The sequence below is a fragment of the Thalassovita sp. genome (genome assembly GCF_963691685.1).
Classification (GTDB): Bacteria; Pseudomonadota; Alphaproteobacteria; order Rhodobacterales; family Rhodobacteraceae; genus Thalassobius.
Genome location: NZ_OY829290.1, coordinates 2,727,665 through 2,752,810 on the forward strand (window position 1 = coordinate 2,727,665; position 25,146 = coordinate 2,752,810).

Below are 25,146 nucleotides of genomic sequence, written 5' to 3' on the forward strand. Positions count from 1 at the left end.
AATGACAAAAATCGACCTGCTGACCCAAGACAACAGTTTTGCGCGCTATGCCGAAATCCTGACCTTGGACACCACGCCCAGCTACCTGTTGGGGGCCGATGGTCAGGTCTATTTCGCCAATGCCGCAGCAGAACGCCTGTGCCCGCCGGAACGGCTGCAACGTTGCCTGTCTGACAATAAGGAAAACGCGGTTGAGCTGCTGAAGGCCGAACGCAGCACCAGCAAACATCTGACTCGCCTGATGCTGGAGGATGACCTGGGGCAGGCCAAACTGCATCAGGTGCGCATTGCCCGTCTGCCGGCAAAAACCGCCGTGGCCCTGCTGATCCTGAAAATCGAAAGCACCACGCTGGATGATCCCTTCCGGCGGTTGCGTGCAGACTCGGCCCAGCTGAAACGGGTGATCCAGGCGCGCAAACGCAGCGACAAGCGATTCCGCCAGTTTTTGAATTCAGCCGTGGATGGTATCGGCGCGATTGCTGAAAATGGTCAGGTGACCATGGCCAACTCGGCGCTGTCAGAAATGCTGGGTGTCTCCAGCCTGATTGGCAAACCGCTGCTGGATTACCTGGATCTGGGCACCGCCCAGCCCGGATTTGAAGCCCCGACGGACCCCGGCGCCTTTCTCAACGGGCTGATCGGCATGCCGCATGAGGCCTATATCGAAAGCGTTCAGAAAGACCGCTACCCGGTGGAATTGACCGTCACCGCGATCGAAGAGCCGGGCATGAAGCAATATGTGGTCGTGCTGCGTGACATCACCACCCGGCGCGAGTTCAAAGAGGCAGTTGCCCGCTCGCAATACCTGGAAGCGGCGCGTGACATTGCCCGCGCCAATGAGCAGACCAAAACCCAGTTTCTGGCCACCGTCAGTCATGAGATGCGCACCCCGATGGGCGCCATTGTCACCGCGGCGGATCTGTTGCTGAACGACGGCAAACTGGCCCCCGAACACCGGCAGCTGGTTGAGGTGATGCGCGGGTCCGCCGACACGGCACTGGAACAGATCAACGACACGCTGGAACATGTCCGCATGGACCTGCGTCCGATCAAGGATCACCCGGTATCTGCCTTCAGCCCCAGTGAAGTGCTGAACAAACTGGTGGGCCAGACCCGTCTGGCGGCCGAAGCCAAAGGGCTGACGCTGGAACTGAACGTTGATTGCAAAGCCTCCATCCGGGTGGCGGGCTATCATCACCTGTTCCACCGCGTGGTGCAGAACCTGTTGGGCAATGCTGTGAAATACACCGACAGCGGCAAAATCACCCTGTCGGCGCAGGCCGAAATCCTGCGCAGCCCCGGTGCGGCCAATATGGTCGGCGTACAGCTGGAGGTCGCCGATACCGGCCGTGGCATCCCCCACGAACAGATCGAGCGGCTGTTTGCCCCGTTTGAAACCGGTGACAGCTCCTTCAACAGCCTGTCGCAAAGCGCGGGTCTGGGTCTGTCGATCGTGAAACGGGCGGTGGATGCGATGGGCGGATCTATCCGCGTCAGCTCCACCCCCGGCGAAGGCAGCAGTTTTCAGGTCACCCTGCGCTTTGGCCTGCCCGCCACACAGGATGTGGTCAGCGAAGACACCCCGATGGCGCCGATCAACACCAAGGGTTTCCGCTTCCTGGTGGTGGATGACAACCCGCTGAACCGTCAGCTGATGTCGAAACTGCTGGAAAGCGAAGGCTGCACCGCCGCCACCGCAGAAAGCGGCGAAGCGGCGCTGCAGATGATTGGTGAGTTGGACGTGGACGCGGTGCTGATGGACATTGGCATGCCGGGCATTGACGGTCTGGAAACCACACGCCGTCTGCTGCAACGTCCTGAACATAAACAATTGCCGGTGTTTGGCCTGACGGGCTTCAGCGATCCCGAAGTGCGCGAGCGTGCCGAAATTGCCGGGATGAGCCACGTCTATGTGAAACCCCTGCGCCGCAGCAAGCTGCAGGAAGTGATCCACCGGATCGTCAATGGTGGCTCGACCCCTGAGGTTCAGCAGGTGAAACCCGCCCCGGTGGAGCTGTTGAAATCCGATGTGGCGCGTCAGATCGCGCGGATTTCCGGCGACAATTGGTCGGTGTTTGTGCACCAGCTGCACAAGGAATGCCTGGCGATGCTGGCACAGATGAAACAGTCACTGGACAAGGGCGCCTTGCGCGATGTCCTGGACATTGCCCGCCGGGGCAGCACCACCGCAGCGACTGTAGGCGCCATTGCGCTGCACCAGAACTTCCTTGAGATCGAAGAACAGGCCAAGGCCGAAAGCCTGCAGGACCTCTCAGGCGCGTTTGAACGCTCGGAAGATATTCTGGAACAGACCCGGTTGGCACTCGCCTTGCTTTGAACAGGGCAAGTGCAGGGCCATCGGCCCCTGCATGCCCCCTGTTTTAAGGCCAAGAGAGTGTCATGAGCGACGAAGATTTCATCATCGAGAAGCCGCAGAAAGCCCCCATCATGCCCGCCGTTGTGGCGATGGTGCTGTTCAGCGGCGCCTATGGCATTGGGCATCTGGCCCTCACCGCGCCGGAACCGCTGATGATTGCGGGCACTGAGGCTGAGATGGCCGCAGAAGAGGTGGACACCGGCCCGGTGCCACGTCGCTATGTCTCCTTCCCGATCAGCATCACAGTAAACGTGCCGCGCTGGGGCACGATGCTGATTGATATGGGCATGGCCGTGCATGAGGAACTGCCAGACAACGTGACCGAAGCCTTCCTGACCGACAGCGCTCCGCTGACCGCGCCGCTGTCCGAGGCGATGTTGGCCGCGGTTGAAGACCCCGAAGCCAAGGATCTGGAGGCGCTGCAACGCATCATGCCGCCCCTGCTGCGCGATGCCATGAACGGGGTCATCAGCACCGAGGAACTGCCGGATCCGGTGATTGAGGTCTATATCCTGAAGCTGATCACCACCGGCTAACCCCCGCCCAATCAGCCCGCCCGATCAGGCTGCCCGCGCGTTTGGCACGGTTTATGCAGCAAACACAGGCAGGACAAAGAGGAGCACATCATGATTGATCAGCAAGAGGCGCGCAGCCGCCACGCAAGCGACAGTGAAATCCGCAAGATGGCCGTCGAAATCGTCATGTTTGATGAGGAGGACCGCCCGGGCCGTCAGGCCAAGGTGAACCTGGTGGATTATCTGCGCCCGATGACCAAACCGGTCTTTCGCCGTCTCAGCCAGCGCGGCTGAAACTAGGGCCCTAACCCAAGGGCACTATGCCCCAACAAAAATCGGCGCTGCGATCCAATCGCGCGCCGTTTTTTCGTTTCTGTGACAGTCTGTTACTGCTGCTTTTCTGCCTCCACCCGCGCCAGCGCCTGTTCGGCGCGATAGGCTTTCAGCCGGTGGTAAAAGGCAAAGGATCCACCCAGCATGATCAGGATCCCGATGGTCAGTGCGGAGGGGATCATGCCCGCCACTTTCTGGGCCTGCTCGGGGCGCAGACCAATCATCAGGATCGCCAGAAAGGCACAGCCCAGATAGATGCGGATCCATTGGCATTTGCGGCAGGTCGTGGCGAACATCACAGTCTCCCGGTGTTGCGCGAATAGGCCAGACGCACTTTGCGATCTGTCTGCTGGCGCGTTTTCAACTTGCGACGGTCGACATCGATCTGGTCCGCAGTGGTGCTGAGCTGACGCACCGCATCACGCAGCGCCTCCAGCATCCGGGTGTCACCGGGTTCTGAGGCCGGCAAAGCCCCCACCATCACCATGGCCAGATTGCGCAGCTGATGATCCAGCCCCTGAAAGGCAGCAACATCGCCGTCCCTTGCCGCCTGCTGGCATTTTTCCAGCAGGTCCTCAAAGTCCTTCAGATGCTGTGCGGGCGTTGCCATGCTGATCTGCTCTGAAATCATCCAACCTGTCTCACTTGCGGGCCGATCTCTGTCCAGGCATCCAGAATGCCCGAGATCGCATCCGCAGAGGCTGCAAGTTCCGCGCCTTCTTCCTTGCGGAAGGCGGCCAAAATGTTCTGGCGGCAGAATTCATAGAGCTCGAACAGTGAAATGGCGATGTCTTCGCCCTTTTCAAAGTCCAGGCTGGACTGCAGCAGATAGATCGCGCGCAACGCTTTGTTGACGTGTTCCGGCGGGTATTCGTTGCCGGCCTCATTCGCCACTTTCATCACGTTGAGGGACTTTTCCAATTCGCTCAGGATCACGCGAATGATCTGATGCGGATCGTCAGGGACACTCACCCCAGAGTTGCCGGTTTGACGGTATGTGGAGCGGGCAGAAGCAAAGGTCATCTGACGTCTTTCCCTTCGGTTGCGTTGTTGCCTTGTTATTTAAAGAAACGGCAAAACCAACGCAGAGCTTTAGTTCTTTTTCAGGTAATCCGGTTCGGATTTTGCCCAAGAGGGCGCGTAATAGACCACATGGCCTTTACGGATCGTTTCCACCTGCCGTGGTTTTTCGCCAACGGTCTGATAGTGGGTCATTTTCTCGGACAGTTCCTGACGCTTTGCCATAGCTTCGCTGGCAGAGAGCCGCCGCGATGCAGGTCGGGTGATCGATTGCGTGGCCTTTTGTGCGGCCCATTCGCCCTGCTTGACAGCCTGACGGGTCAGGGCCTTGCCGACAATGCCGGCAAAGCCCAGATGTTGTTGCAAAAACTTGCGCATGTTGGTGGTCTCCTTAGGCAGCGTCTGCCAAGCGATCCACTGCAACGACCATGCCGACTTCGCCACCAGATAGCAAAGCAAGCCCCATCATGTTGCGAATTCCGACCAGTGGACCCTGCAAGGGACGCAGAAGCACCAGTTGCTGGCCCAGCATTTCATCCACCGGGATGGCAATGCGGTTCTGATCGTTGCGCAGCACCACGTAGAGGCTCTGGGTTTTGGTGCCTTTGGCTTTTTCCGCCATGGCCTTCTCCCCTACCCCTTTGCCGCCCTGAATGACGTTCAACTGACGGATCGGGGCCAGTTCACCGGTGTCGGTGCGCAGCATCGCGGCGTTGTTCTGCGCCGGGATCGGCAGCAGCGCATCCGAGCTGCCCAATTGGATCCGCTCGATCGAGCTGACAGGCACCACATAGCGCACATCGCCAACCCGCACGACCATACCATCCAACAGCGCCATATGGACCGGCAGCATCAGATGGAAGGAATGACCACCCTGCGGCACCGGCGCGACGCGGAATTCACCACCCTGGCGCACCGCTTCGCTTTCCAATTCGGACATCAGTTCGCTGTCCAGATCGGCACTGCCATCATCGGTGAGCACAACCGAAACGCTGTTGTCTGCACGGCTGAGGCCGAGGTGGAATTTCTTCGGCGCCCCCTCTTTGACCAGACGCGAGCGGATCACCCGTTTCAGGAACTTCGACAAGCTGTCCATCATTGCCTGATCCAGCACCACGTTTTCACCGGAATGGCTCATCCGAGCCTCACGGCCAACGGTACGCGAGCGTGCTTCGACAAAGGCGGCCAGCGTGCGCAGCAGGATCGATGCCTTGCGTTCGCGCAGCTTGGCGGTTTCTTCCTGCAGACGGTTCATCTGGGTGTTCAGCTGGGTTTCCGCCTCAGCCGCGCGGGCGACCTTATGGGCGTATTCCTCAATCAAACCGCGGATGGCGCTTTGCGTGGCTTGATCCAAACCGCTGTCTTCCTGCTGCGCCTTCCGGCGCATCACATGATCCACGGCCTGAACGATGTCGGCTGACATCAACTCTTCCAGAATGTGGTGGACCATGGCCTGACCGGCCGAAATCTCACCGATGGCTTCCATCAGCGACAGGCTGATCGCAGGGGCGGCGCTGCCATCGGTGGGCTTTTCACCCGCCTCTTCGCCGTCTTCATCGTCTTCGTCAAAGCCGCTGTAATCCGGCTCCAGCACCTCTTTGACGTAGAGGTTTTTGGCGGCTGGATCCATGTTGGTCATGGCCGCAACCACACCGTCCTGTTCCAGATCCGAGGACAGCAGGAAGTCAAACAACGTCTTGTCGTCCTGGAAGACGGTCACGTTAGTGATCATCTGCGCGTTGCCGGCGCCGATCCATTCCAGATACTTCTCGGCCAGCACCTCATCTTCGTTGAGGTCAGCACGGATGACGTAGAATTTCTTCTTTTCTTCCAGCGCGGAATGCGCGGTTTTCACGCTTTCCGGGCTGAGGACACGATGGAACTCTTCCGGCAGACCCAGCTTGCGCTCAATGGTGCGGGCCGACACGACGCCGCCCTGCTGGAAGGTGATGTTGGTGGCCTCTTCGAAAAGCTCCTCCACCCGGTCCATATCCGGCTCATCACCCTGATCCAGTGCATCAAACACCAGTTCGATGGTATCCAGGAAGCCCCGCGCCATATGCAGCATCAGCGCATCGGCGACATTGGTGCTCTGACGGACACGGCCGAACAGGTCGACCAGTGCCATCGTCAGGTTGGCAGCGGTTTCCATCCGGTAGTGGTTACAGGCGTGATAGACCAACCGCATCAGGTGGTTGAAGCCCGCGAACCAATCCATGCCCTCTTCGTTCAGGGCGCTGCGGTCAATTTTGTCGCGCAGACCATTGAGCGTGTCAAAGATCTGATCGGTTGCCCAGAGACGCACGAGGTTAGACGGGCGCACCACCAGATCACCTGAGATGCGGTTTTCCACCGGCATGATCTGCTCATAGCCGATCAGCTCTTCGTAGAAGGTCAGCTGTTCGATCCGCGCCGCTTTCACCGCGTCGGCTTTGGCCAGACGATTGATCGAGTCAATCGCGCGCACCAGACCGTGGGGTTCGATCAGTTCGATCACGGTTTCAGCCAGTTTGGCCAGCTCTTTGCGCGCCTCTTCGGGATCTTCTTCGAGGAAGATCACCGCCTCAGCAATCGCCGCGTAATAGGGCTCTAGCTGGCGGAACAGGTTGTCCGCTTCGCTGCTTTCGGCCGAGGGGCTGGCGCCACCGGTTTCAACTAGGCCTTCGCCCTCCGAGACGATGAACTTAATGCCAGTGTCCAGCGCGGCCTCATTGCCGAAACCTTCAACCTCACCCATGAATTTCTCAAGCAGCGCGATCCAGCGGTCAAAGCCCATCTGGTTGGCCGCATGCAGCAAGCCGTCAGTTTGCTTTTTCACATTGGACTTACGTGCGCCAATGTCTTCGCCTGAGGCCAGATCATCCTTCAGCTTGCCCAGATACTCTTCGCACATCTCGGCAAAGATGGCGCGGTAGGTTGGGTCATCGGACAGTTTCTTGGCTTCACCGCTGGTGCAGGCCTCTTCGGCCGCCAATGCGGTTTCAGCCTGCTGATCGGTGGCAGATTTGTCTGCCTGCGCGGCTGCAGGGGCTGGGGCCGCTGCTGGGGCCGGTGCAGGAGCGGGAGCCGGGGCTGGCGCGGGCGCCGGGGCCGCCTCAGCAACGGGGGCCGGAGCAGGCGCAGCTGCGGGTGCTGCTGCGGGGGCCGGTGCGGGTTTAGCGGCGGGGGCAGCGGAGACTTCACCGCCGGCATGCAGGGTTTCCAGATTGGCAATCAGCGTGGTCAGGGCGCCATCCACAGCGCCATCTGCCAGACCCGGACCTGCCGCGTCAAATCCTTCAAGCACGCCAATCCAGCCGTCAAATTCCATCTGACGGGCGGCGTGCAGCAGACCACCTACATGGGCCACAGCCTCATCCCGGCGATCGGCCGGGGCATTGGCTGCACTGCCCTTCAGGCGGTTGATCAGGTCTTCGGCCATTTCCGCAAAGATGGCGCGGTAGGTCGGATCATCTGACAGTTTGGCGTTTGGATCCGCCTCAACATGGCCGTCTGCAGCCGGCGCCGCCTCAGCAGGCGCGGCAGCCGCGGGGGCGGCCTCATGATGGGGGGTGGCGCTGGGGGCATCGCCGTTTTTCAATGCCTCAACATCGCGCAGAAGCGCATCGATCGCTTCGACCAGACCGCCCTCATCCGGGATCGAGGGGCAATCAAAGGCAAAGTCTTCCAGCAGGGACACCCAGCTGTTGAAGCCCATCTGACCTGCAGCATGCAGCAGACCGTCGACCTGACGTTCGGTCTGAATGCGACGATCCTCAAAGGTGTCATCAGACGTTTTGATCGCGTTCAGACGGGTGACCAGATCATCGGTCATCTCTTCCCAGATCTTCATGTAGGTCGGATCTTGCGAGAAGGAGTCAATCGGGGTTTCGTCGATTTCAACGGTGCTTTCGACCACCGGTGCCTCACCATGCTGCACCGGACGTTCCGCCGCGGATTCTTCCATCTCCGCGTTTTTGGCTGCGTTTTTCGCCGCCAGTTCCTCGTCTGAGAGATCCTCATCAAAGGTGAAGGCATCGTCGTCATTGTTATGGGTGCTGTCACCCATCTCAGCAAAGAGCGCATCCATGCCGGCCATAGCCGCCGGGGCAGCCGGGGCTGCGGGCGCCTCAGGTGCCGCCGCCGGAGCCGGTTCTGCCACAGGTTCTGGGGCAGTCTCAGCAACCGGTTCCGGCGCGACTTCTGGGGTAGGCTCTGGTGCGGGGGCTGGCGCAGGCTCGGGCGCCGCTTCCACTACGGGTTCAGGGGTGGGTTCGGGGGCAGGCTCCGGGGCCGGCTCTGGCTCAGGGGCAGGCGCAGGTTCAGGCGCCGCCTCAGCGGCGGGCGGTGCCTTTGGGTCCACCTTGGCGATCATCGCCTTCAGCTGGTCCATCAGATCCTCAGAGGGGCCCGGATCCACGTCAGCGCGTTTATCGGCCACCTCTTCCAGCATGGTGCGCAACGTGTCACCGGCCAGGAACATCAGGTCCAGAATATCATCGTCAAACGGCACGCCGTCATCGCGCACAAGACCGATCAGATCTTCTGCGTAATGCGCGCGGCTTTCAACCACACCCAACCCCAGAACACGGGAGTTGCCCTTGAACGTGTGAACAGCACGGAACAGGGCCGAGATATGCGGGGTCTGGTCCTCAGCACCGTCCTGCAAAGCATCCAGTGCGGCTTCCATCGCATCCAGGGCCTGCTGACCGTCATCGGCGAACAATTCCCAGATTTCGTCCATTTCGCTCGACATAACTCACCCGTTCTTACTCAATACAACACGTTGCGTCAGCGACGCGGTTGATGCCCGCACACATGGGCATCAAAGGGGTCCCGTGAAGGGGGTCTGAGGCTTAAGCTGCCACCAGACGGCGCATGGTTTCGCGCAATTCCTGACCGGTCTTTTCTTCCAAGTCATGTGACACTGTACCCGAAGGTTTGGCCACAACGCCGTCAGCGCCCAACTCGCGCGCTTTGGCTGCATGGGGCGAACCCTGCACTGTCACCGAGGACAGCATACAGATCTTGGCGCGGGTCTTCAGTTTGGCGTGACGCAGGAACTCCAGCCCGTCCATCACCGGCATCTCGATATCCAGCAGGATCAGGTCGAGGTCGGGGATCTCGGAGAGTTTGTCCAGCGCTTCGCGACCATTGGCGGCCTGGGCGGCAACCTTGAAGTCTGGCAGCGAGTTCAGGAAGCTCGAGATGTAGAGCCGCATCATTGCAGCGTCATCCACGATCATCACTTTATAAGCCATTTCGTTTGCACTCCTAGTGGCTGAGATCAGCCCCCGCGCCCTTGGAGACAGGCGCGGAGGCGGGAAGAATTTAGAAGTTCAGGAAGCCGCGTTCATCGTGGTCCCCGCCCTGCGCCGCACTTGGGCTTGCTGCAGGGGTGGCCGGCGCGCCGCCAACTTTGGCGCCCATCATCGCTTTCAGCTTGGCCAGCATTTCCGGCGGCAGGTTTTCCATACCGTCGACCATGCCGAAGTCAGCTGGGCTGGGCGACGCAGGGCGCAGCTGGAAGCGTGAGATTTCGCGGCTCATGCTTTCGGTCGCAGCGGTCATTTCGGCCGAGGTTGCGGCCAGTTCATCCGCCTGCTGGCTGGTGGCCAGCGCGGTGCGGGCAACTTCGCCGATGGCGGTGTTGATCTGGGCCACACCGCGCGACTGCTCTTCCGAGGCGCGGTTGATGGTTTCGACCAGTTCACGCACTTCGCCGATGTTGGTTGCGATCTTCTCAAAGCTTTCCGAGGTTTCGGTGGCCAGGCGCACACCGGCCGCAACGCGGCTGGTCGAGGCCTCAATCAGATCCGAGGTTTCGCGGGCCGCTTTGGCCGAGCGACCAGCAAGGTTACGCACCTCTTGGGCCACAACCGCAAAGCCACGACCATGCTGACCTGCGCGGGCCGCTTCAACCGCGGCGTTCAGCGCCAGCAGGTTGGTCTGGAAGGCGATTTCGTCGATCACTTTGATGATCTTGGCAATGTCCTGCGACGAGGCGTTGATGCCTTCCATCGCGGTGACCATATCGTCGATCTTGCCTTTGCCTTCTGCAGCCACTTCAGCGTTGGCGGTCACCAGGATTTCAGCGTTTTTCGCCGCATCCGCGTTGGCTTTCACCTGCACGTCCGTCTCTTCTGCCGAGGCCGAAACCTCATCCACCGAAGACGACGCGATCTGCGAGTTGGTCGCCAGTTCCTGGCTGGCCGAGCTCATCTGGCCAACGGTCTGGGTGACCTGACCAACCTGTGCGCTCAGCTCATTGAAGGCGCCGTTCAGGCTGCCGAAGGCGGATTCGAAGGTTTCCACAACCTCACGGAAGGCGCCTTTGAACTTGCCGGTGTCGGCCTGCACGTCCAGCTTACCTTCCATGATCGCGTTCGACAGGCGCTTGATCTCGCCGTTCACGTTCATGAAGTTGTCACGGGTGCGGTCGATGGCATGGTTCAGCGCAGCCTTGTCACCGGGCAGCTGCGGCATGTTGGCCGTCAGGTCCCCTTCCGAGAAGGTTTCAAAGACCGAGATGCCTTCCAGAATGGCGTCAATATGGTCTTTGACCATCTTGTTCACCTGCACACCCGCCGCAGCGATGTTGGGCAGCTCAAAATCATCGGTCTGGATAAATTCTTTTACGTGACCGGCGCCATGGGCATCGGCCATTTCGGTGATCCGCTCCAGCAAACGCTTGGTCTCAGTTTCCAGCAGAACCTCAGCCGATTTGTCCTGAAACTCCGCCACGTAGCTCTGCCCGTCCGCGGCAGCCGTCACCGCGATGTCCCATGCAAAGCCCGGCAGACGGATCGCTGCTTGATAGGTGCCGCGCAGGCCCTTCAGCATGCTGCGCTGGTGGCTCGGGTTCTTGTGGAAGTCATCGATGCAGCTGCCGATCAGATTGTCCGCGCTGAACGAGGGCAGCATGCCCTGCAAGGTGGCTTCGGCACCGGCAAACATTTTCTGCGCCGCGGGGTTGGCATAGTTAATCACCAGATCCGCGTCGGTCATCAGAACCGGCTCGGAAATCATGTCCAGCAGTTGGAAGGCGTCGGCACCTTTGGCTTCTGGCGTCTTATCCGTCTTCGCTTTGGTCATCGGGGTGTCCTTTCTGGGGCGGGCTGTACTTTTATTAGCGACCGGGCGGGGATTTTCTTTAGCCTCTGGGTCGCCAGATATGCGGTTTTTTAGAGTCGACTGGTTATTTCGATCAGCAATTGGGAAGAGCTATGCGTTTGCGCCAGATATGGGCGTCTGGGCGGTTGGGGTCCGCGCTCGCTCATGATGAACTCTCCTATGTTAATCAGTTACTTGTTACGGTTGAGCCTGCCACGGAGGGCGAGGCCACTCCTGCCCCCGGACCGCATAAAGCCCCCGGGGTGGGATCGGACCAGTTGCCTGGCCTTCGGGGCCTGCACGGCCCAAGTTCTTAGGCGGTTGCCGCCTCTGGCATCGACAGTTCTGCATCCGAAACCAACAGGCCCGAATTCAGAATGATCGCAACGTTTTCGCCAACACGGCCCAGACCCTGAACCAGACCCTGGCTTTCGCCACCGCCCAGACCATTGGCGCTGTCGATGTGATCGTCGGCGATTTCCAGCACTTCGCTGACGCGGTCCACGATCAGACCCACCGGCGAGGTGCCCAGTTCCAGCACGATGATGACGGTACGGTCATCATAGGCGCGCTCTTCCAGGTTAAAGCGCAGACGCACATCCATCAGCGGGATCACCTTGCCACGCAGGTTGATCACACCTTTGATGTAACGCGGGACATCCGGCACCGTCATGATGCGCTGCATGCCCACAATCTCGGTCACAACCGCGATCGGTACACCGTAGGTTTCTGTGCCGATGGCAAAGGTGAGATACATGTTCTCGATGTTGTCATCATCGCGCAGCAGCGCTTCGGCATCTGCAGACGAGGCTTGCTCAGCGGTCATCTCAGTCATCCTCTTGGTCCTTTCAAACTCTGTAACTTTCCAGCCCGCTGCGCGCTCCAGCCTTGGGGCAGGAATTGAGCAGCCATGACGGCATTTCACTCAACGGGACCAGTTTCTCTGGTGCTCCGACTTCGGCAGCAGCATGGGGCATGCCGAAAACGACACAGCTTGCCTCATCCTGGGCCACGGTTCGGCCACCCGACAGGCGGATGGCCAACTGCCCTTCAGCACCGTCCCGGCCCATGCCGGTCAGGATCGCCGATGACACACGCCCCTTGGCGTGCTGGGCAACCGATTTGAACAACACATCCACAGCGGGACGTGAAAAACAGACTTCTGGCCCTTCGACCAGTTCCACCACAAAGCGGTTTCCTTTGGGTTGGATTTTCATATGGCGCGGCCCGCCCGGCGCGATCAGCACTAGACCGTTTTCCAGCACATCACCGTCCTTGGCTTCGCGCACACGCAATGCACAAGTCTGATCCAGACGGTTGGCGAAAGAGGCGGTGAAGCCTTCGGGCATGTGCTGCACGATCACGATCGGCGGGGTGCTGACCGGCATGGCTTCCAGCACATGGGTCAGGGCCTGAACGCCCCCGGTGGAGGCGCCAATTGCGATCATCCAGGTTGGAATGTCACCCGCTGCTGCGGCAGCAACAGGCGGCAGGCTGCGTTGGGTCACAGCAGGCGCGACACGCTGTGGCATGCCCCCCTGCCCCAACGGCGCTTTGGCTGGGGCCTGACCCACCTGGGCCCGTGCCGCAACCTTCACCCGCTGGGCGATGCTGTCCATCATTGTATTCAGACCGCCGCCCAACTCCATCTTGGGCTTGGCAATCACATCCACGGCGCCTGCCGCCAGCGCATCCACAGTGGCCTGCGCCGAGCGCTGGGTCTGCGACGAGATCACCACGGTGGGGATCGGCGATTTGGACATCAGCCCACGCAGGAAGGTCAGCCCGTCCATATTGGGCATTTCCAGATCCAGCGTGATCACGTCGGGTTTGTCTTTGACCAGGTATTGCATCGCCACCCGCGGATCGGCGGCGGTGCCCACAACCTCGATCTCAGGGTCCTGAGACAGGCCCATCGACAGGATTTTGCGCACCATGGCGCTGTCATCCACGATCAGGGTGCGGATTTTACGACCCAGAGGCATCTTAGTCCCTCCGGTAGATGCCGGTGGTCACCGGGATCCATTCGTTGCAAAGATCGCGCACCGCCTCGGTGACCGAGGTCACAAGGAAGCCACCCGGTTCTGTCGCGTCATAGATCGCGCGCAGGGTTGCGGCCTGATCCTCGGGCTCAAAGTAGTAGAGGATGTTACGGCAGAACACGACCTGGAACTGTTTGGCAAAGGGGTATGGCGTTGCCTTCAGGTTCAGACGGCGGAAGGTACAGGTATCGCGCAGGTTTTCGTTCACCCGATACTGTTCGATGCCGGTCGGCGTCATGTAGCGTTTCTTGATGGTGCGATCCATCTGGCTCAGCTGGCGGCCCGAAAACACGCCGAGCTCTGCCCGCTCAACAACTGGGGCCGAAATATCGGTGCCTAGAATAGCGAGTTTCTTCAGCGCGTGCGGGCCAAGGTGTTCGGCCACCAACATGGCAATCGTGTAGGCCTCATCCCCGGTAGACGCGGCGGCCGACCAGATGCGGATCTGTTCACGATTGGCCAGTTTCGGCAGGATGTTCGTTGCAAAAACATCCAGGACCTCAGGCTCACGGAAGAAAAACGTGTGATTGGTCGAAGCCGCATGCATCACGGCCAGTTCGACGTCCTGACGTTCCCCTTTGGAAATGGCGCCGGCCAGTTCATTCAGATCTTCCAGTTTGAACGACCGGGTGACCCGGGCCAGACGCTGACGCAGCAGGTCTGCCTTATGTTCAGGATAGGAAATGCCACAGCGATCGCCCAACCATGAGCGGATGCGCTCATAGCCGGCGTGATCTTCGTAAGAGGAATGATCCATGACACTCATCAGTTCTCTCCTCCTGCGGCAAGACGATCAGCATCCAGAACCAAAGCCACTTCACCGGTACCCAGCAGGGCGCAGCCCCAGCTGGCACGGACCTTGGCCAGAACCCCGGACAGCGGTTTCATCACCACCTGCTGGCGGTCCAGAACCTCATCCACCGGCACGGCGATCAGCTTGGAACCTGCGTTGAGGACGATCACAACAGTGTCGGTCAACGGCTTCAGGTCCGGCATGGCATCGCCATAATAGGTTTCCAGACGGCACACCGGCACATGGGTGTCACGAAGACGCAGCATTTCAGCGCGCGAACCTGCCGAAATGGTCATGCTGTTTTCAATGCCGGGATTTACGATTTCGGCGATATCTTCAACCGGGACCGCAAACAGATGGGTGCCCTGACGCAGCAGAATACAATCAAGGAAGGCCAGCGACACGGGGATGTGCAGCGACACATTGGTGCCCTTGCCTTCCCAGCTGTCCACGGCAATCCGGCCCCGCAGGTCGCGCATGGTGGAGTTCAATACATCCATACCCACGCCACGGCCCGACAGGTTTGAGACTGTTTCAGCGGTGGAGAAGCCCGGCTCAAAGATCACCTTCCACAGCTTGCTGCTTTCAGGTTCTTCGTCCGGTCCGTAGAAACCCCGCTTGCGCGCAATTTCCAAAATCTTCTTGCGATTAAGGCCGCGGCCATCATCGCCCACAACAATCTGAACCTCACTACCGACCTGCGCCGCCGAGAGCGTGATTGTGCCCTTTTCGGATTTGCCGGCTGCCACCCGTTCGTCAACGCCTTCAAGGCCGTGGTCGGCCGAGTTGCGCAAAACGTGCAGCAAAGGATCATACAGACGGTCCGCCACCATTTTATCAATGGCAGTGTCAGCCCCTACGATGTTGAGATTGATTTTCTTTTTAGTCTGACGCTCAAGCTCACGGATCATGCGCTTGAGGCGTTTGAACACCTCATCCACGGGCACCAGACGCAGCTCGGTCGCGGCGTCCTGTACTTCACGGACAATCATAGAAAGACGATGTGCGGCGGCTTCGAAATCGGTACGATCCCCATTGCCCTCCAACAGATCAGGTGAGTTCACGGTCTCTGACACACTCAGAGACAATTCACCAACAAGGTCCATCAGGCGGCTGATCTTCTGCGACGATACGCGCAGCAAGGCCCCGCCTGCGGCTTGTTTGTCAGTTCCGGTATCTACCTCTGCCGACATTACGACCCTGGTCCTTTATTTACACAACACATCGCCAAAAATGGCGTCACTCTTCATACGATCCGGCTGCCTTAGGCAGCGTTCTCGTTTCCGTCGAAGCTGAAAATACACACCCCATCAAACCCGGTGGATTTGAACAGGAAGGTCTTCTTCATCATATCGACAAAGCCACCATGCTTCTTCTCGAAGTTTTTCAGATCAGCCACGGTGGGGAAGAAGACATTAACAGAAATGTCACCTTCTTTACTGATCAGAACCGTAAGCCCCGACAAGCGGCACTCAGGGATAGCGTTGCCCAGCGTCTCAGTCACAAACGGTGCAGCGATTTGTGCGGCATCGAGGCTGGGGAATTTTAGATGGTACGTTTTTGACAACATAAACACGGCCTGCAGTTTGTTTTACGTCTGCAATGTGAAACGTCCGGCTTCTGGAAAAGTTGACCCCCCTCATATGGAAAAATCTACATCCCTAAGTATGGGGTCATCAGATTTCGGAGATGGTCGACTGTCGTCAATTTGTCGACACCCATCAAAACCCCGTCAATTTCACCCATCAAGCGGGTATACCCGACCTATACCTAGGGTCTTAACCACCTATATACTTTAGTTACTTTAGTTTTTTAAATTGTTTGTTTTCAGTGTCTTAGTAAATTTTTCTAAAGTTAATGCGCCGGTTGGTACGCTCCCTGCTTCTTAGAAACCGTCAGCTAATCGCAGGAGGTAACCATGGCCAAGATCTTTATCATCGGACAAGAATTTGACGACGCAGCCGCAGTGGCGGATCTGTTGAAACGTCGTCGGATCGACGCGGTATTGATCGACGCATTGGGCACCCCTGATACAAATCCCGGCAAAGGCAACACCCTGGTCTGCTCGGCCGCAGCTGAAAAAGCGGCAGGCGGTCAATCCGGTCTGGTGGCCGCGGCCCGCCCGCTGGGCATCACCCAGCTGGTCATCGTCACCCCGGGTGAGGCTTTCGCGGTGACCGCAGAACTGGGCGGCCGCATGCAGCGCGTGACCCTGCCGCTGCGCGGTTCGGCCATTCCGCCGCTCTACTCGCCTTCGCTGCTGGCCCTGACTGACCTCATCGCAACCCCGCATGGTGGCATGGTTGCTGCCGCTGACAACACCGGCGCCCTGATGGATCTGGCCGCCCGCGTCGCCCAGACCGACGTCACCGTCTTTATCAACGGCCCGACCGGTTCCGGCAAAGAGGTGCTGAGCCAGCTGATCCACGACCGTTCGCCCCGCGCTGGCAAGCCTTTTGTTGCCGTGAACTGCGCCGCGATCCCGGAAAACATGCTGGAAGCCATGCTGTTCGGTCATGAAAAAGGCGCCTTCACCGGTGCATCGACCGCCAACCGCGGCATCTTCCGCGCCGCTGACGGTGGCACCCTGCTGCTGGACGAAATCTCGGAAATGCCGCTGGGTCTGCAGGCCAAACTGCTGCGGGTTCTTCAGGAAAAGAAAGTGACCCCGCTGGGCAGCCAGAAAGAGGAAACCGTTGACGTGCGTGTCATCGCCACCTCGAACCGCGACATGCTGGCCGAAGTTGAAGCCGGTCACTTCCGCGAAGACCTATACTACCGTCTGAACGTATTCCCGCTGGCGACCCAGGAACTGGCCGCCCGCCCCGAAGATATTCCCGCCCTCGCAACCGCGATGATCCGCCGTCACACCCCCGAAGGGGCCACCCTGCCGCTGCTGAGCGATGAGGCTGTGGCCACCCTGATGGAACACAAGTGGCCGGGCAACGTGCGTGAGCTGGAAAACGTGGTTCAACGCGCTCTGGTGCTGCGCACCGGTGACGTGGTGGGCGCCGCGGACATCATGCTGACTGCAAATGCGGCTATGATCCCCGGCTTTAACATCAACGCCCCGATCGCGGCACAAGCCGCATAAAACAAGAGGGCAAACTTGAGGTAAGCCATGACTATTTCGAGCCTTTCGGGAAATTCGACGTTAGCGGCCCTAAACGCCCGCGCCGCGTCGCAGCTCCAGAACAGCACGCAAACTGCCCTGCCGGCCGGGTTGCCCAACCCAACCGAGCCAGAGACCCCAAACTTTGCCGAACGCCTCGGCGATGCATTGAACAAGGTCAATGACGCTCAGGCCACAGCCAATAAATCGGCCTTCGCCTATGAGACGGGCGCAACCGACAATCTGGCTTCGGTGATGGTGGATCAGCAGGTGTCTTCGCTGGGCTTCCAGTTCACCATGCAGGTGCGCAACAAGGCTCTTTCCGCCTACCGCGATATTATGAACATGCCGGTTTGATCCGGCGCCTAACGGCAAACTAGACGAGAGTTTCGATGGACAGCACGACCAACCCAGTCGCCCCCACCGAAGGTGCAACGCCCGCCCAGCAGGGCAAGGCTTATCTGGCGCAAGCGCAACAGATGATCAGCCAACCTGCGGTGCGACGTGCCCTGCCTGCGATCATTCTGGTCGTGGTCGCGGTGATGGGTCTGATGGTCTATATGATGCTGGCCCAGCCGAAACGTCTCAGCCTTTATTCGGATCTGCCAGAGGCCGACAAGGCCCGTGCCGTGGAGGTTTTGACCTCCAACGGGATCGATGCGGTGATTGATCAGGGAACAGGCACCCTGCGCGTCACCGAAACCGATTACCACAAGGCGCGGATGCTTCTGGCGACCGAAGGCCTGCCGGCCGGCACCCCGGACGGTATGAGCACCCTCAGCGATATGCCAATGGGCGCGTCCCGCTCGGTCGAAGCTGCGCGTCTGCGCCGCATGAATGAGCTGGACCTGGCCCGTTCGATCACTGAGTTTTCCAACGTGACCTCGGCGCGGGTGCATCTGGCCCTGCCCGAACAAACCGCCTTTATCCGCGACACCAAACCGCCCCGCGCCTCGGTCTTTGTCCAGGTTGCGCCGGGTCGCGCGCTGGATGAAGGTCAGGTCAGCGCCATTGTCTCTCTGGTCTCCACCTCGGTGCCGGGCATGACCCGGGCCAATGTTTCGGTGGTCGATCAGACAGGCCGCCTGCTGTCCCGCGAAGGCGGCGACCCGATGAGCGAGCTGTCGACCCAGCAACTGGGCCACCGCAAGCAAATGGAAAACCTCTACCGCCAACGGATTGAGGCGCTTCTGTCGCCCATCGTCGGCGCCGGCAATGTCGCCGCTGAGGTGACGGTGGACATGGATTTCACCCGCTCGGAAATCACCGCCGAAGAATATATGCCCAATGGCTCGGTCATCCGCTCGGAACAGGAAATGATCCAGCAGAACAGCCAGCAGCAGGCCAAAGGCATCCCCGGTGCCGTCTCCAACACGCCGCCGCAGGAAACCCAGCTGGTCGAAGAAGGCCCCGGCGTGACCGTGCGCAACACCAATGCGGTGAACAACAACACAACCACCAACGCGACCCGCAACTATGAGGTCAGCCGCCGGGTGGAAACCACGCAGCCTGCCAGCGCCCAGATCGTCCGGATCCACGCCGCCGTGCTGCTGCGCACCCCCGCAGGCACCATGGCCGAAGATGGCTCCCTGGTGCCGGGCGCCCTGCCCGACAGCGTGATGCGCGACGCCGAAGCGCTGGTGCGTTCGGCCATCGGCTATCAGGACGGTCGCGGTGACACTGTGACCCTGTCGGCCCAGCCGTTCATTGACACCTTCGCCGAAGTGGCCACCCCCTGGTACAAAGAAGGCTGGGTGATGAACACCGCCCGCTACGCCGCGCAGATCGCCGTTTTGGCCATCGTGGTGCTGGGTCTGGTGAAGCCAATCGTTGACCGCCTGCTGTTCTCACCCGCAGCGCCTGCCGCCCCGATGGGCATGGGCGCCCCGATTGGCGGCGCACCGGGCCAGATGGGTGACGCGATCGAAGTTGGCCCCGGTGAAACCCTAGCCGAGGTCCGCGCCCGCCTGGATGGGTTTGAGCCTGCAGGCAACCCGTGGTCCCATGTGTCCTACGAAGAAAAACTCGCCCTGATCCGCGACCTGACCCATAGCGACGGCGACCGTATCGCCACCGCCTTCAAGTCGATGATCGAAGACGACAACTCTCAGCTGAAGTGATCTACCATGCCTAGAACCATGACCATCGATGACCTTGGCGGCACCCAAAAAGCAGCCGTTTTGATGATGCTCTTTGGCGAAGAGGCAGCAGCCAATATCCTTGGCTACCTCAATCCGGCCGAAGTGCAGCAGCTGGGCACTGCGATGTATATGGTGCGCAATGTGGAACACTCGACCGTGGATGCGGTGCTGAACGAGTTCCTGCATGACCTGCGCGAACAGACCGGTCTGGGCGTCGGCGTGAACACCTATATCAAAGACGTGCTGACCAAAGCCCTTGGCAACGACAAGGCGCATTCGGTCCTCAGCCGGATCCCGCGCACCTCATCCGAGCGTCCGATTGAGATCCTAGAGTGGATGGATGCCCATGCGGTTTCGGAACTGATTGTCGACGAACATCCGCAGATCATCGCGCTGGTCATCGCCTCACTCGACCCCGGTGTCGGCGCCGAGGTGCTGAAGCTGATGCCCGAAGAGGTGCAGTCCGACATCATTCACCGGATTTCCAACCTGGCCAACGTTCAGCCCGAAGCGCTGAAGGATCTGGAACAGGTGATCCAGAAGAAGTTCCAAGCCAACACCACCCTGCGCGCCAGCCAGATGGGCGGCGTGAAGGCAGCGGCCCGCATCATGAACTTCACCAAACAGGATATGGAACAGCGCATCCTGAAGGACGTTCAGAAACACGACAAAACGCTGGTCACTGCCCTGCAGGACAACATGTTCGTCTTCGACAACCTCATCAAGTCGGACGATCGCGCCATTCAGACCCTGCTGCGCGAAGTGGAAAACCGCACCCTTATTCTGGCTCTGCGTGGCGCCGACGAAATCCTGCGCGACAAGCTTCTGGGCTGTATGTCCACCCGGGCGGCTGCGGCCATCGCGGATGAGATGGAGGCCCTTGGCCCCGTCCGTCTGACCGAGGTGCAAAATGCGCAGAAAGACGTTATTGCTGTAGCACGGCGTCTGTCTGACGAGGGCACCATCACCCTCGCCGGTCGTGGCGGCGAGGTTATGGTTTAAGGTTCTGGTTTATAGGGAGGATCCGATATGGGCTTCCACAAAGACATGTCCGTTCAGGCGCTTGATATTGAGTCCATCAACTCAATCCTGCGCAAAAACCGTGACGGCAATTTCCGCCCCCGCGCCTTTGAGCAGATCCCCGAGGATCAGCCCGCTGATGCCGCGATGGAGGAAAACGGCCTTGGCGCCCCGGTGCAGACCGAAGAGGTTGCACCGCCAGAGCCTGAGCCCAATGCTGAGCTTGAGGCGCTGCAGGCTGCGGCCCATAAGACCGGCTACACCGAAGGTTTCGCCGAAGGCTATCAGAAGGGCCTGGCCGAAGCGCCCGAACCAGAACCCGCCCCTGCCCCCGAAGCACAGGCCCATCTGGAAGAGGCCACACGCCTGTTCAGCGATCTGGCGCGATCCCTCACCGATCACGCTGCCGATCACCACACCGCCCTGCGTCAGGCGATGGAACAGACGCTGCTGACGCTTGCCAGTGACCTCGCCGGTCAGCAGATCGATACCCTGCCCGCCGCCTTTGCCCAGAAGGTTGAGGAACTGGTGGAACGTGTGGGCAAGACGGTGGATTGCACCCAGATCCATCTGAACCCCGAAGATATGGCGGTGATTGAACCCTCGCTTGCTGGCTCTGAAATCATTGATGGCTGTGTCCTGCAACCGGATGAGGCGCTGCCGCGCGGCGCAGTGGATATCCGTTCCGGCCCCAACCGGGTTCAAAGCGCCCTGCCAGAGTTTGACGATGGCGGCCTGCCCGCAGATTGGGATGACACCGAAATTCAGATCGCGGATGCCGGCCAATGAGCGCCACCATCCTTGAGCGGTTGAGCCATGATCTGGCCACCCTGCCAGACCGCACTGCGCCGCAGATCAGCGGCCAGGTGGTGCGCTATGATGGGCTGGTTGTGGAATGTTCCGGCTTTCCGGCCTCCCCTGGCGACCTCTGCCTGATTTACCCGCGTCATGCCGGCCCCGGTGCCGCCCCGGTTGAGGGTGAGGTGGTGGGTTTTTCCGACGGCAAGAACCTGTTGTTCTTGGACACCGCTGGCGCGCAGATCACCCTGGGCGATCCGGTTGTGCTGCGCCGTGCCGGCCGCATGTGCGAGGTGGGCCCTGAATTGCTGGGCCGCGTGATTGACGCCAGCGGTGCGCCACTGGATGGCCGCCCTGCGCCGAAACCCTCTGACCTCTGGCCCTTGGCGGGCAAGCCACTGAACCCGCTGGCCCGTGGCCCGGTGAAGGAAGTGCTGGACGTTGGGGTGCGGATCCTCAATTCCTCGATGACCATTGGTCGTGGTCAGCGTGTTGGCATCATGGCGGGATCGGGCGTCGGGAAATCCGTGCTGATCGAAATGATGACCCACAATACCACGGCAGATGTTATCATTGTTGGCCTCATCGGGGAACGTGCCCGTGAGGTTGGTGATTTTGTCAGCCGCGTGATGACACCCGAGGCGGCCGCAAGGGTTTGCGTTGTGGCGGTCCCTGCCGACCGCTCCCCGCTCTTGCGCCTGCGCGCGGCCAACCGCACCACCGCCATTGCCGAATACTTCCGCGATCAGGGCAAGGATGTGCTGCTGATCATGGACAGTCTGACCCGCGTCGCCCATGCCAAACGTGAGGCCGGGCTGGCCCTTGGCGAACAACCCACCGCCAAAGGCTACACCCCTTCGGTGATCTCAATGATCCCGTCGCTGATTGAACGCTGCGGTCCCGGTCTGCCCGGTCAGGGGACGATCACAGCGCTTTACACCGTGCTGGCGGATGGCGATGACACCACCAATGACCCGGTTGTGGACTCGGCCCGGGCGATCCTTGATGGCCACATGGTGCTCAGCCGTGCCCAGGCGCAGCGCGGCATCTATCCCGCGATTGATCTGCCTGCCTCGGTCAGCCGGGTGATGAATGACATCGTGCCACCCGAACATGTGACCGCCAGCCAGCGGCTGCGTCGTCTGATCTCGCTTTACAACGAAAACCGCGATCTGATGCTGATGGGCGGCTATAGCGCCGGTCAGGACAAGGATCTGGACGCGGCGATCAAGAACTGGCCACAGATCGAAGGTTTCATCTGCCAGATGAAACACGAAAAGGTCACCTTCGAAGAAAGCCAGAAACAGCTGCTTGAGCTGATCGGGATGACCTCATGAATAAGCCGAACGGAAACCATCTGAAGCTGATGGCCAAAGCCGAAACGATCAAACAGGCCGATCTGGCGAAAAAACTGCGCCGCGCTCAGGATGAGATGAACAACATCACCGCTCAGGCCGGCTCCATCAAGCGGATGTTGCATGAACATGACGGCCAGCTGAAAGGTGCGCAGAACTCGGCGCAGCTGGCCAATACCCTGCGTCTGGGCCAGCAGCTGGAGGGCTTTCGCAGCACCCTGTCGATCCAGAAAGCGCAATCCGAACGCCGCCTGAAAAAGGCCCAAACCGAACTGGCGCAAAGCGGTCACAAGCTTGAAATGCTGAGTGAAAAAGCCAAGGTCATGGACGCTCAACAAAATTCTGAATGAGCGCCCTACCTTGGCACGGATGCTGCATTAATCGTGGCAAAACCAGTTCCAAGGACCGGAAAAACACATGCAAAACAACGTTGTGCCTGCCATCTTGACCCTCGCACCCGGCAGCGGTGCGGGCACCATGAATGGCCAGCAAATCGCGCAACCCGTCCTGCCTGGCGCTGCGGCGCCCATGGATTTCGCTGCCTTGATGCAAACCCAGCCTGCCACAGGCGCCGCAGCCGGTGCTGCGTCCGGCCCCACTCCGGTGGGCCTGCCCCCTGTGTCACCGGACACTCTGGTCGGCGAAGGTGGCGAAGCGGCTGAGCTGAGCCCCGAAGACCTGGCCGCCCTTGCCGCAACCACCGGCGCGGCGGCGGGCAATATCTCAGGCGTGATTGCCACGAAATCTGGTCCCGTGGCCCTGTCTGACTTTGCCGAAGGGGACGAAGATCCTGACCTTCTGGCCGCCCTTCAGGCCGAGGAGGTCACCACCCCGGCCGCCACACTTGCCACCGCTCAGCAGATGAAGGAACGCCAGTCGCTGCGCCCACCCACTGTAAAACCGGCTGAGGCAGGCACCTCCACCGAAGGTGCCGCGGCCGCGTTGTTGCGCAATGCCGAGATGGTCACCACTGCGGATGGTCAACAGGTCGCCGCTGACAGTGATGCTGCCGTACAGGTTGCGGCCACAGCCGCCGCGCTGAAAGGCACCCAACCAGCGGAGACCGCGCACCCTGCGACAACCCCGGTCATGGTGGCGAAACCTGCAGGTGAGACCGCGCAAACAGCAATGGCACAACCCACCCTTAATCAGAGCGCTTTGGCCCAGCCCGCCCCCCAGCCCGACGCCCCAGTCGAGCCGTCAGCGCAGCGCAGCCAACTGCTGAACTCCACCGCCCCAGCGCCACAAGCACCTGCCGTGTCAGCAGAAGCAACAACGGAGCCCAAGCCGACCCTGGCCCAGATGGCCCCCTATTCGATGACGCAGATCGACGCGCCGACGACCAAAGGCACGCAGACAGCTGCCACCCAACCTGCGGGAACGGTGGCTGAGCTTGAGACCGCGCTGAAGGCTGAAGTGGTCGCGCAATCCACGACAACCGCCAAGGAACCAACAAAGGGCGCAGATCCCGCCACGGCCTCAATGTTGAAAGCCGTTGCTGGCACCACCACTGAAGCGGTGAAAACCACCACGGGACGGGCGCCTGCCGCCCCTGCCGTGACGGATGTTCCGGTTGAGACGGTCAAAGCGGATGGCACCGCCAAACCCGCATCCCAACTGCCCAACGCGCAGCCGGGTAACACGACACAGCCGTTGGCCGCAAACCTGAACCAGCCGCAGACCACCGCAGCGCCTCAGGCCAGTTCCGCCAATACCGCCCAGCCTCTTCCCGGTCAGCCTCTTTCCGGTCAGGCGCCTGTGATGCAGGGCCAAACCGCTGATGCCGCCCAGCAGCAGGCGGCGCCACAATCTGAGGTGCCGGTCGCGGCAAAGGCCGAATATGACACCACCAAGGTGCAGCCTGATCTGAAGGCAGAGCTGACCGCAGAGATGAAACCGGGTGTCGCTCAGATGAGCCCGGCGCAGGCTGCCGCGCAACCTGCCGCTGTTGCGCCGCAACAGGCGATGATGGCAGGGGCCGAAGCATCGGCTCAGACCCAGGCCACACAGGCATTGGCGCAGTCAAACGTCACCGCACAGGCTGAGGCCGCGCAGCCGCAGACCGCCACCAGCCAGGGTGCACCGATGACCCGCAGCCTGATGATGACGGATCGCGAATGGCCAACCCAACTGACCGCCATGGTCAAGGAAGCCCGCGACCTGACCCAGGGTGACATCGAAATTGCCCTGCAACCTGAACGGCTTGGCAAGATGACCATCCGGATGGAGATGCGCGATAACGCCGTTGCCGTAACAATTGTGACCGACAATGACTCTTCGGCACGATTGTTGAATGACAACCAAGCAAGACTTGCTGATCTGATGAAACAGGCCGGGTTGGATCTGACCCAGCACAATGCATCATCCGGGCAGCAGGGCCGCGAACAGGCGGGCTTGGGTGGTCAGGCCGGGGGCAATCCCGGTGGTCACGGACAGTCCTCTGACACAAACCAACCGGCCACCGCCCAGATCCTGGGTGGCGATGCTGGCACGATGAACCCCGCCGCCGAAGACGACGGCATTGATATTTTGGCCTGAGGTAAAAGGT

General features: G+C 60.3%; 23 protein-coding genes. 11 read left to right on the forward strand and 12 right to left on the reverse strand.

The annotated features are described in order from the left end of the window. Position 1 precedes the first annotated feature (1 nt). The 3 genes from ACORLH_RS13125 to ACORLH_RS13135 all read left to right on the forward strand — a co-directional run bounded on the left by ACORLH_RS13125 (position 2) and on the right by ACORLH_RS13135 (position 3,186). Positions 2-2,338, forward strand: a complete 2,337-nt coding sequence (locus ACORLH_RS13125; protein ID WP_321828842.1) for an ATP-binding protein — start codon at positions 2-4, stop codon at positions 2,336-2,338. Between the two features lie 62 nt (positions 2,339-2,400). Further along, the gene (locus ACORLH_RS13130; RefSeq protein WP_321828843.1) at positions 2,401-2,913 is read left to right on the forward strand and encodes a hypothetical protein; all 513 of its coding nucleotides are present in this window, start codon (positions 2,401-2,403) and stop codon (positions 2,911-2,913) included. A 90-nt stretch (positions 2,914-3,003) separates the two neighbouring features. Further along, entirely contained in the window at positions 3,004-3,186 is a 183-nt protein-coding gene (locus tag ACORLH_RS13135) for a hypothetical protein (protein ID WP_321828844.1), read from the forward strand. A 92-nt stretch (positions 3,187-3,278) separates the two neighbouring features. Here ACORLH_RS13135 and ACORLH_RS13140 read toward each other — a convergent pair whose 3' ends face one another. The 12 genes from ACORLH_RS13140 to ACORLH_RS13195 form a co-directional block, all read right to left on the reverse strand. Further along, positions 3,279-3,521 (reverse strand): hypothetical protein, encoded by a 243-nt coding sequence (locus ACORLH_RS13140; RefSeq protein ID WP_321828845.1) that lies wholly within the window; start codon positions 3,519-3,521, stop codon positions 3,279-3,281. After that, positions 3,521-3,835, reverse strand: coding sequence for a hypothetical protein (locus tag ACORLH_RS13145; protein ID WP_321828846.1), 315 nt, complete (start codon positions 3,833-3,835; stop codon positions 3,521-3,523). The genes ACORLH_RS13140 and ACORLH_RS13145 overlap by 1 nt, the downstream gene beginning before the upstream one ends. 17 nt (positions 3,836-3,852) lie before the next feature. Further along, complete coding sequence (fliS, locus tag ACORLH_RS13150; protein ID WP_321828847.1) at positions 3,853-4,248, reverse strand: flagellar protein FliS; 396 nt, start codon at positions 4,246-4,248, stop codon at positions 3,853-3,855. 69 nt (positions 4,249-4,317) lie between these two features. Beyond that, complete coding sequence (locus ACORLH_RS13155) at positions 4,318-4,623, reverse strand: hypothetical protein (protein ID WP_321828848.1); 306 nt, start codon at positions 4,621-4,623, stop codon at positions 4,318-4,320. Between the two features lie 13 nt (positions 4,624-4,636). After that, a complete protein-coding gene (locus ACORLH_RS13160) occupies positions 4,637-8,980 on the reverse strand; it encodes an Hpt domain-containing protein (RefSeq protein ID WP_321828849.1) in 4,344 nt (1,447 codons plus the stop codon). Positions 8,981-9,080: 100 nt separating this feature from the next. After that, positions 9,081-9,485 carry a response regulator gene (locus ACORLH_RS13165; protein ID WP_321828850.1) on the reverse strand — a complete coding sequence of 135 codons (405 nt, stop codon included), beginning with the start codon at positions 9,483-9,485 and terminating at the stop codon, positions 9,081-9,083. Between the two features lie 70 nt (positions 9,486-9,555). Next, a complete protein-coding gene (locus tag ACORLH_RS13170) occupies positions 9,556-11,319 on the reverse strand; it encodes a methyl-accepting chemotaxis protein (protein WP_321828851.1) in 1,764 nt (587 codons plus the stop codon). A 331-nt stretch (positions 11,320-11,650) separates the two neighbouring features. Further along, positions 11,651-12,172: a chemotaxis protein CheW gene (locus ACORLH_RS13175; RefSeq protein WP_321828852.1), complete on the reverse strand. Its 522-nt coding sequence runs from the start codon at positions 12,170-12,172 to the stop codon at positions 11,651-11,653. 13 nt (positions 12,173-12,185) lie between these two features. After that, positions 12,186-13,322, reverse strand: a complete 1,137-nt coding sequence (locus tag ACORLH_RS13180; RefSeq protein ID WP_321828853.1) for a chemotaxis response regulator protein-glutamate methylesterase — start codon at positions 13,320-13,322, stop codon at positions 12,186-12,188. A 1-nt stretch (position 13,323) separates the two neighbouring features. After that, the gene (locus ACORLH_RS13185; protein ID WP_321828854.1) at positions 13,324-14,145 is read right to left on the reverse strand and encodes a protein-glutamate O-methyltransferase CheR; all 822 of its coding nucleotides are present in this window, start codon (positions 14,143-14,145) and stop codon (positions 13,324-13,326) included. Beyond that, positions 14,145-15,365 carry a chemotaxis protein CheA gene (locus ACORLH_RS13190; protein WP_321828855.1) on the reverse strand — a complete coding sequence of 407 codons (1,221 nt, stop codon included), beginning with the start codon at positions 15,363-15,365 and terminating at the stop codon, positions 14,145-14,147. The genes ACORLH_RS13185 and ACORLH_RS13190 overlap by 1 nt, the downstream gene beginning before the upstream one ends. A 71-nt stretch (positions 15,366-15,436) precedes the next feature. Then, the gene (locus ACORLH_RS13195; protein WP_058242904.1) at positions 15,437-15,742 is read right to left on the reverse strand and encodes a hypothetical protein; all 306 of its coding nucleotides are present in this window, start codon (positions 15,740-15,742) and stop codon (positions 15,437-15,439) included. A gap of 348 nt (positions 15,743-16,090) precedes the next feature. Here ACORLH_RS13195 and ACORLH_RS13200 point away from each other — a divergent pair, with 348 nt between their 5' ends. From ACORLH_RS13200 to ACORLH_RS13235, 8 genes are all read left to right on the forward strand, one after another. Beyond that, positions 16,091-17,266: a sigma 54-interacting transcriptional regulator gene (locus ACORLH_RS13200; protein WP_058242905.1), complete on the forward strand. Its 1,176-nt coding sequence runs from the start codon at positions 16,091-16,093 to the stop codon at positions 17,264-17,266. A 27-nt stretch (positions 17,267-17,293) separates the two neighbouring features. Further along, entirely contained in the window at positions 17,294-17,641 is a 348-nt protein-coding gene (gene fliE, locus ACORLH_RS13205; protein ID WP_321828856.1) for a flagellar hook-basal body complex protein FliE, read from the forward strand. A 35-nt stretch (positions 17,642-17,676) separates the two neighbouring features. Then, positions 17,677-19,404: a flagellar basal-body MS-ring/collar protein FliF gene (fliF, locus tag ACORLH_RS13210; protein WP_321828857.1), complete on the forward strand. Its 1,728-nt coding sequence runs from the start codon at positions 17,677-17,679 to the stop codon at positions 19,402-19,404. A 6-nt stretch (positions 19,405-19,410) separates the two neighbouring features. After that, positions 19,411-20,427 carry a flagellar motor switch protein FliG gene (gene fliG / locus ACORLH_RS13215; RefSeq protein ID WP_321828858.1) on the forward strand — a complete coding sequence of 339 codons (1,017 nt, stop codon included), beginning with the start codon at positions 19,411-19,413 and terminating at the stop codon, positions 20,425-20,427. A 27-nt stretch (positions 20,428-20,454) separates the two neighbouring features. Then, positions 20,455-21,234: a FliH/SctL family protein gene (locus tag ACORLH_RS13220; protein ID WP_321828859.1), complete on the forward strand. Its 780-nt coding sequence runs from the start codon at positions 20,455-20,457 to the stop codon at positions 21,232-21,234. Then, a complete protein-coding gene (locus ACORLH_RS13225) occupies positions 21,231-22,580 on the forward strand; it encodes a FliI/YscN family ATPase (RefSeq protein WP_321828860.1) in 1,350 nt (449 codons plus the stop codon). The genes ACORLH_RS13220 and ACORLH_RS13225 overlap by 4 nt, the downstream gene beginning before the upstream one ends. Next, on the forward strand, positions 22,577-22,948 hold the full coding sequence (locus tag ACORLH_RS13230) for a hypothetical protein (protein WP_321828861.1): 372 nt from the start codon (positions 22,577-22,579) through the stop codon (positions 22,946-22,948). Before ACORLH_RS13225 ends, ACORLH_RS13230 begins: the two co-directional genes overlap by 4 nt. Positions 22,949-23,015: 67 nt before the next feature. Continuing rightward, complete coding sequence (locus ACORLH_RS13235) at positions 23,016-25,136, forward strand: flagellar hook-length control protein FliK (protein ID WP_321828862.1); 2,121 nt, start codon at positions 23,016-23,018, stop codon at positions 25,134-25,136. The last annotated feature ends 10 nt before the right edge of the window (positions 25,137-25,146 follow it).

Excerpts from the sequence above, each read along its gene's own strand:
- ACORLH_RS13125 (WP_321828842.1), top strand. The coding sequence starts at position 2 with ATGACAAAAATCGACCTGCTGACCCAAGACAACAGTTTTGCGCGCTAT.
- ACORLH_RS13130 (WP_321828843.1), top strand. The coding sequence starts at position 2,401 with ATGAGCGACGAAGATTTCATCATCGAGAAGCCGCAGAAAGCCCCCATC.
- ACORLH_RS13135 (WP_321828844.1), top strand. The coding sequence starts at position 3,004 with ATGATTGATCAGCAAGAGGCGCGCAGCCGCCACGCAAGCGACAGTGAA.
- ACORLH_RS13140 (WP_321828845.1), bottom strand. The coding sequence starts at position 3,521 with ATGTTCGCCACGACCTGCCGCAAATGCCAATGGATCCGCATCTATCTG.
- ACORLH_RS13145 (WP_321828846.1), bottom strand. The coding sequence starts at position 3,835 with ATGGCAACGCCCGCACAGCATCTGAAGGACTTTGAGGACCTGCTGGAA.
- fliS (WP_321828847.1), bottom strand. The coding sequence starts at position 4,248 with ATGACCTTTGCTTCTGCCCGCTCCACATACCGTCAAACCGGCAACTCT.
- ACORLH_RS13155 (WP_321828848.1), bottom strand. The coding sequence starts at position 4,623 with ATGCGCAAGTTTTTGCAACAACATCTGGGCTTTGCCGGCATTGTCGGC.
- ACORLH_RS13160 (WP_321828849.1), bottom strand. The coding sequence starts at position 8,980 with ATGTCGAGCGAAATGGACGAAATCTGGGAATTGTTCGCCGATGACGGT.
- ACORLH_RS13165 (WP_321828850.1), bottom strand. The coding sequence starts at position 9,485 with ATGGCTTATAAAGTGATGATCGTGGATGACGCTGCAATGATGCGGCTC.
- ACORLH_RS13170 (WP_321828851.1), bottom strand. The coding sequence starts at position 11,319 with ATGACCAAAGCGAAGACGGATAAGACGCCAGAAGCCAAAGGTGCCGAC.
- ACORLH_RS13175 (WP_321828852.1), bottom strand. The coding sequence starts at position 12,172 with ATGACTGAGATGACCGCTGAGCAAGCCTCGTCTGCAGATGCCGAAGCG.
- ACORLH_RS13180 (WP_321828853.1), bottom strand. The coding sequence starts at position 13,322 with ATGCCTCTGGGTCGTAAAATCCGCACCCTGATCGTGGATGACAGCGCC.
- ACORLH_RS13185 (WP_321828854.1), bottom strand. The coding sequence starts at position 14,145 with ATGAGTGTCATGGATCATTCCTCTTACGAAGATCACGCCGGCTATGAG.
- ACORLH_RS13190 (WP_321828855.1), bottom strand. The coding sequence starts at position 15,365 with ATGTCGGCAGAGGTAGATACCGGAACTGACAAACAAGCCGCAGGCGGG.
- ACORLH_RS13195 (WP_058242904.1), bottom strand. The coding sequence starts at position 15,742 with ATGTTGTCAAAAACGTACCATCTAAAATTCCCCAGCCTCGATGCCGCA.
- ACORLH_RS13200 (WP_058242905.1), top strand. The coding sequence starts at position 16,091 with ATGGCCAAGATCTTTATCATCGGACAAGAATTTGACGACGCAGCCGCA.
- fliE (WP_321828856.1), top strand. The coding sequence starts at position 17,294 with ATGACTATTTCGAGCCTTTCGGGAAATTCGACGTTAGCGGCCCTAAAC.
- fliF (WP_321828857.1), top strand. The coding sequence starts at position 17,677 with ATGGACAGCACGACCAACCCAGTCGCCCCCACCGAAGGTGCAACGCCC.
- fliG (WP_321828858.1), top strand. The coding sequence starts at position 19,411 with ATGCCTAGAACCATGACCATCGATGACCTTGGCGGCACCCAAAAAGCA.
- ACORLH_RS13220 (WP_321828859.1), top strand. The coding sequence starts at position 20,455 with ATGGGCTTCCACAAAGACATGTCCGTTCAGGCGCTTGATATTGAGTCC.
- ACORLH_RS13225 (WP_321828860.1), top strand. The coding sequence starts at position 21,231 with ATGAGCGCCACCATCCTTGAGCGGTTGAGCCATGATCTGGCCACCCTG.
- ACORLH_RS13230 (WP_321828861.1), top strand. The coding sequence starts at position 22,577 with ATGAATAAGCCGAACGGAAACCATCTGAAGCTGATGGCCAAAGCCGAA.
- ACORLH_RS13235 (WP_321828862.1), top strand. The coding sequence starts at position 23,016 with ATGCAAAACAACGTTGTGCCTGCCATCTTGACCCTCGCACCCGGCAGC.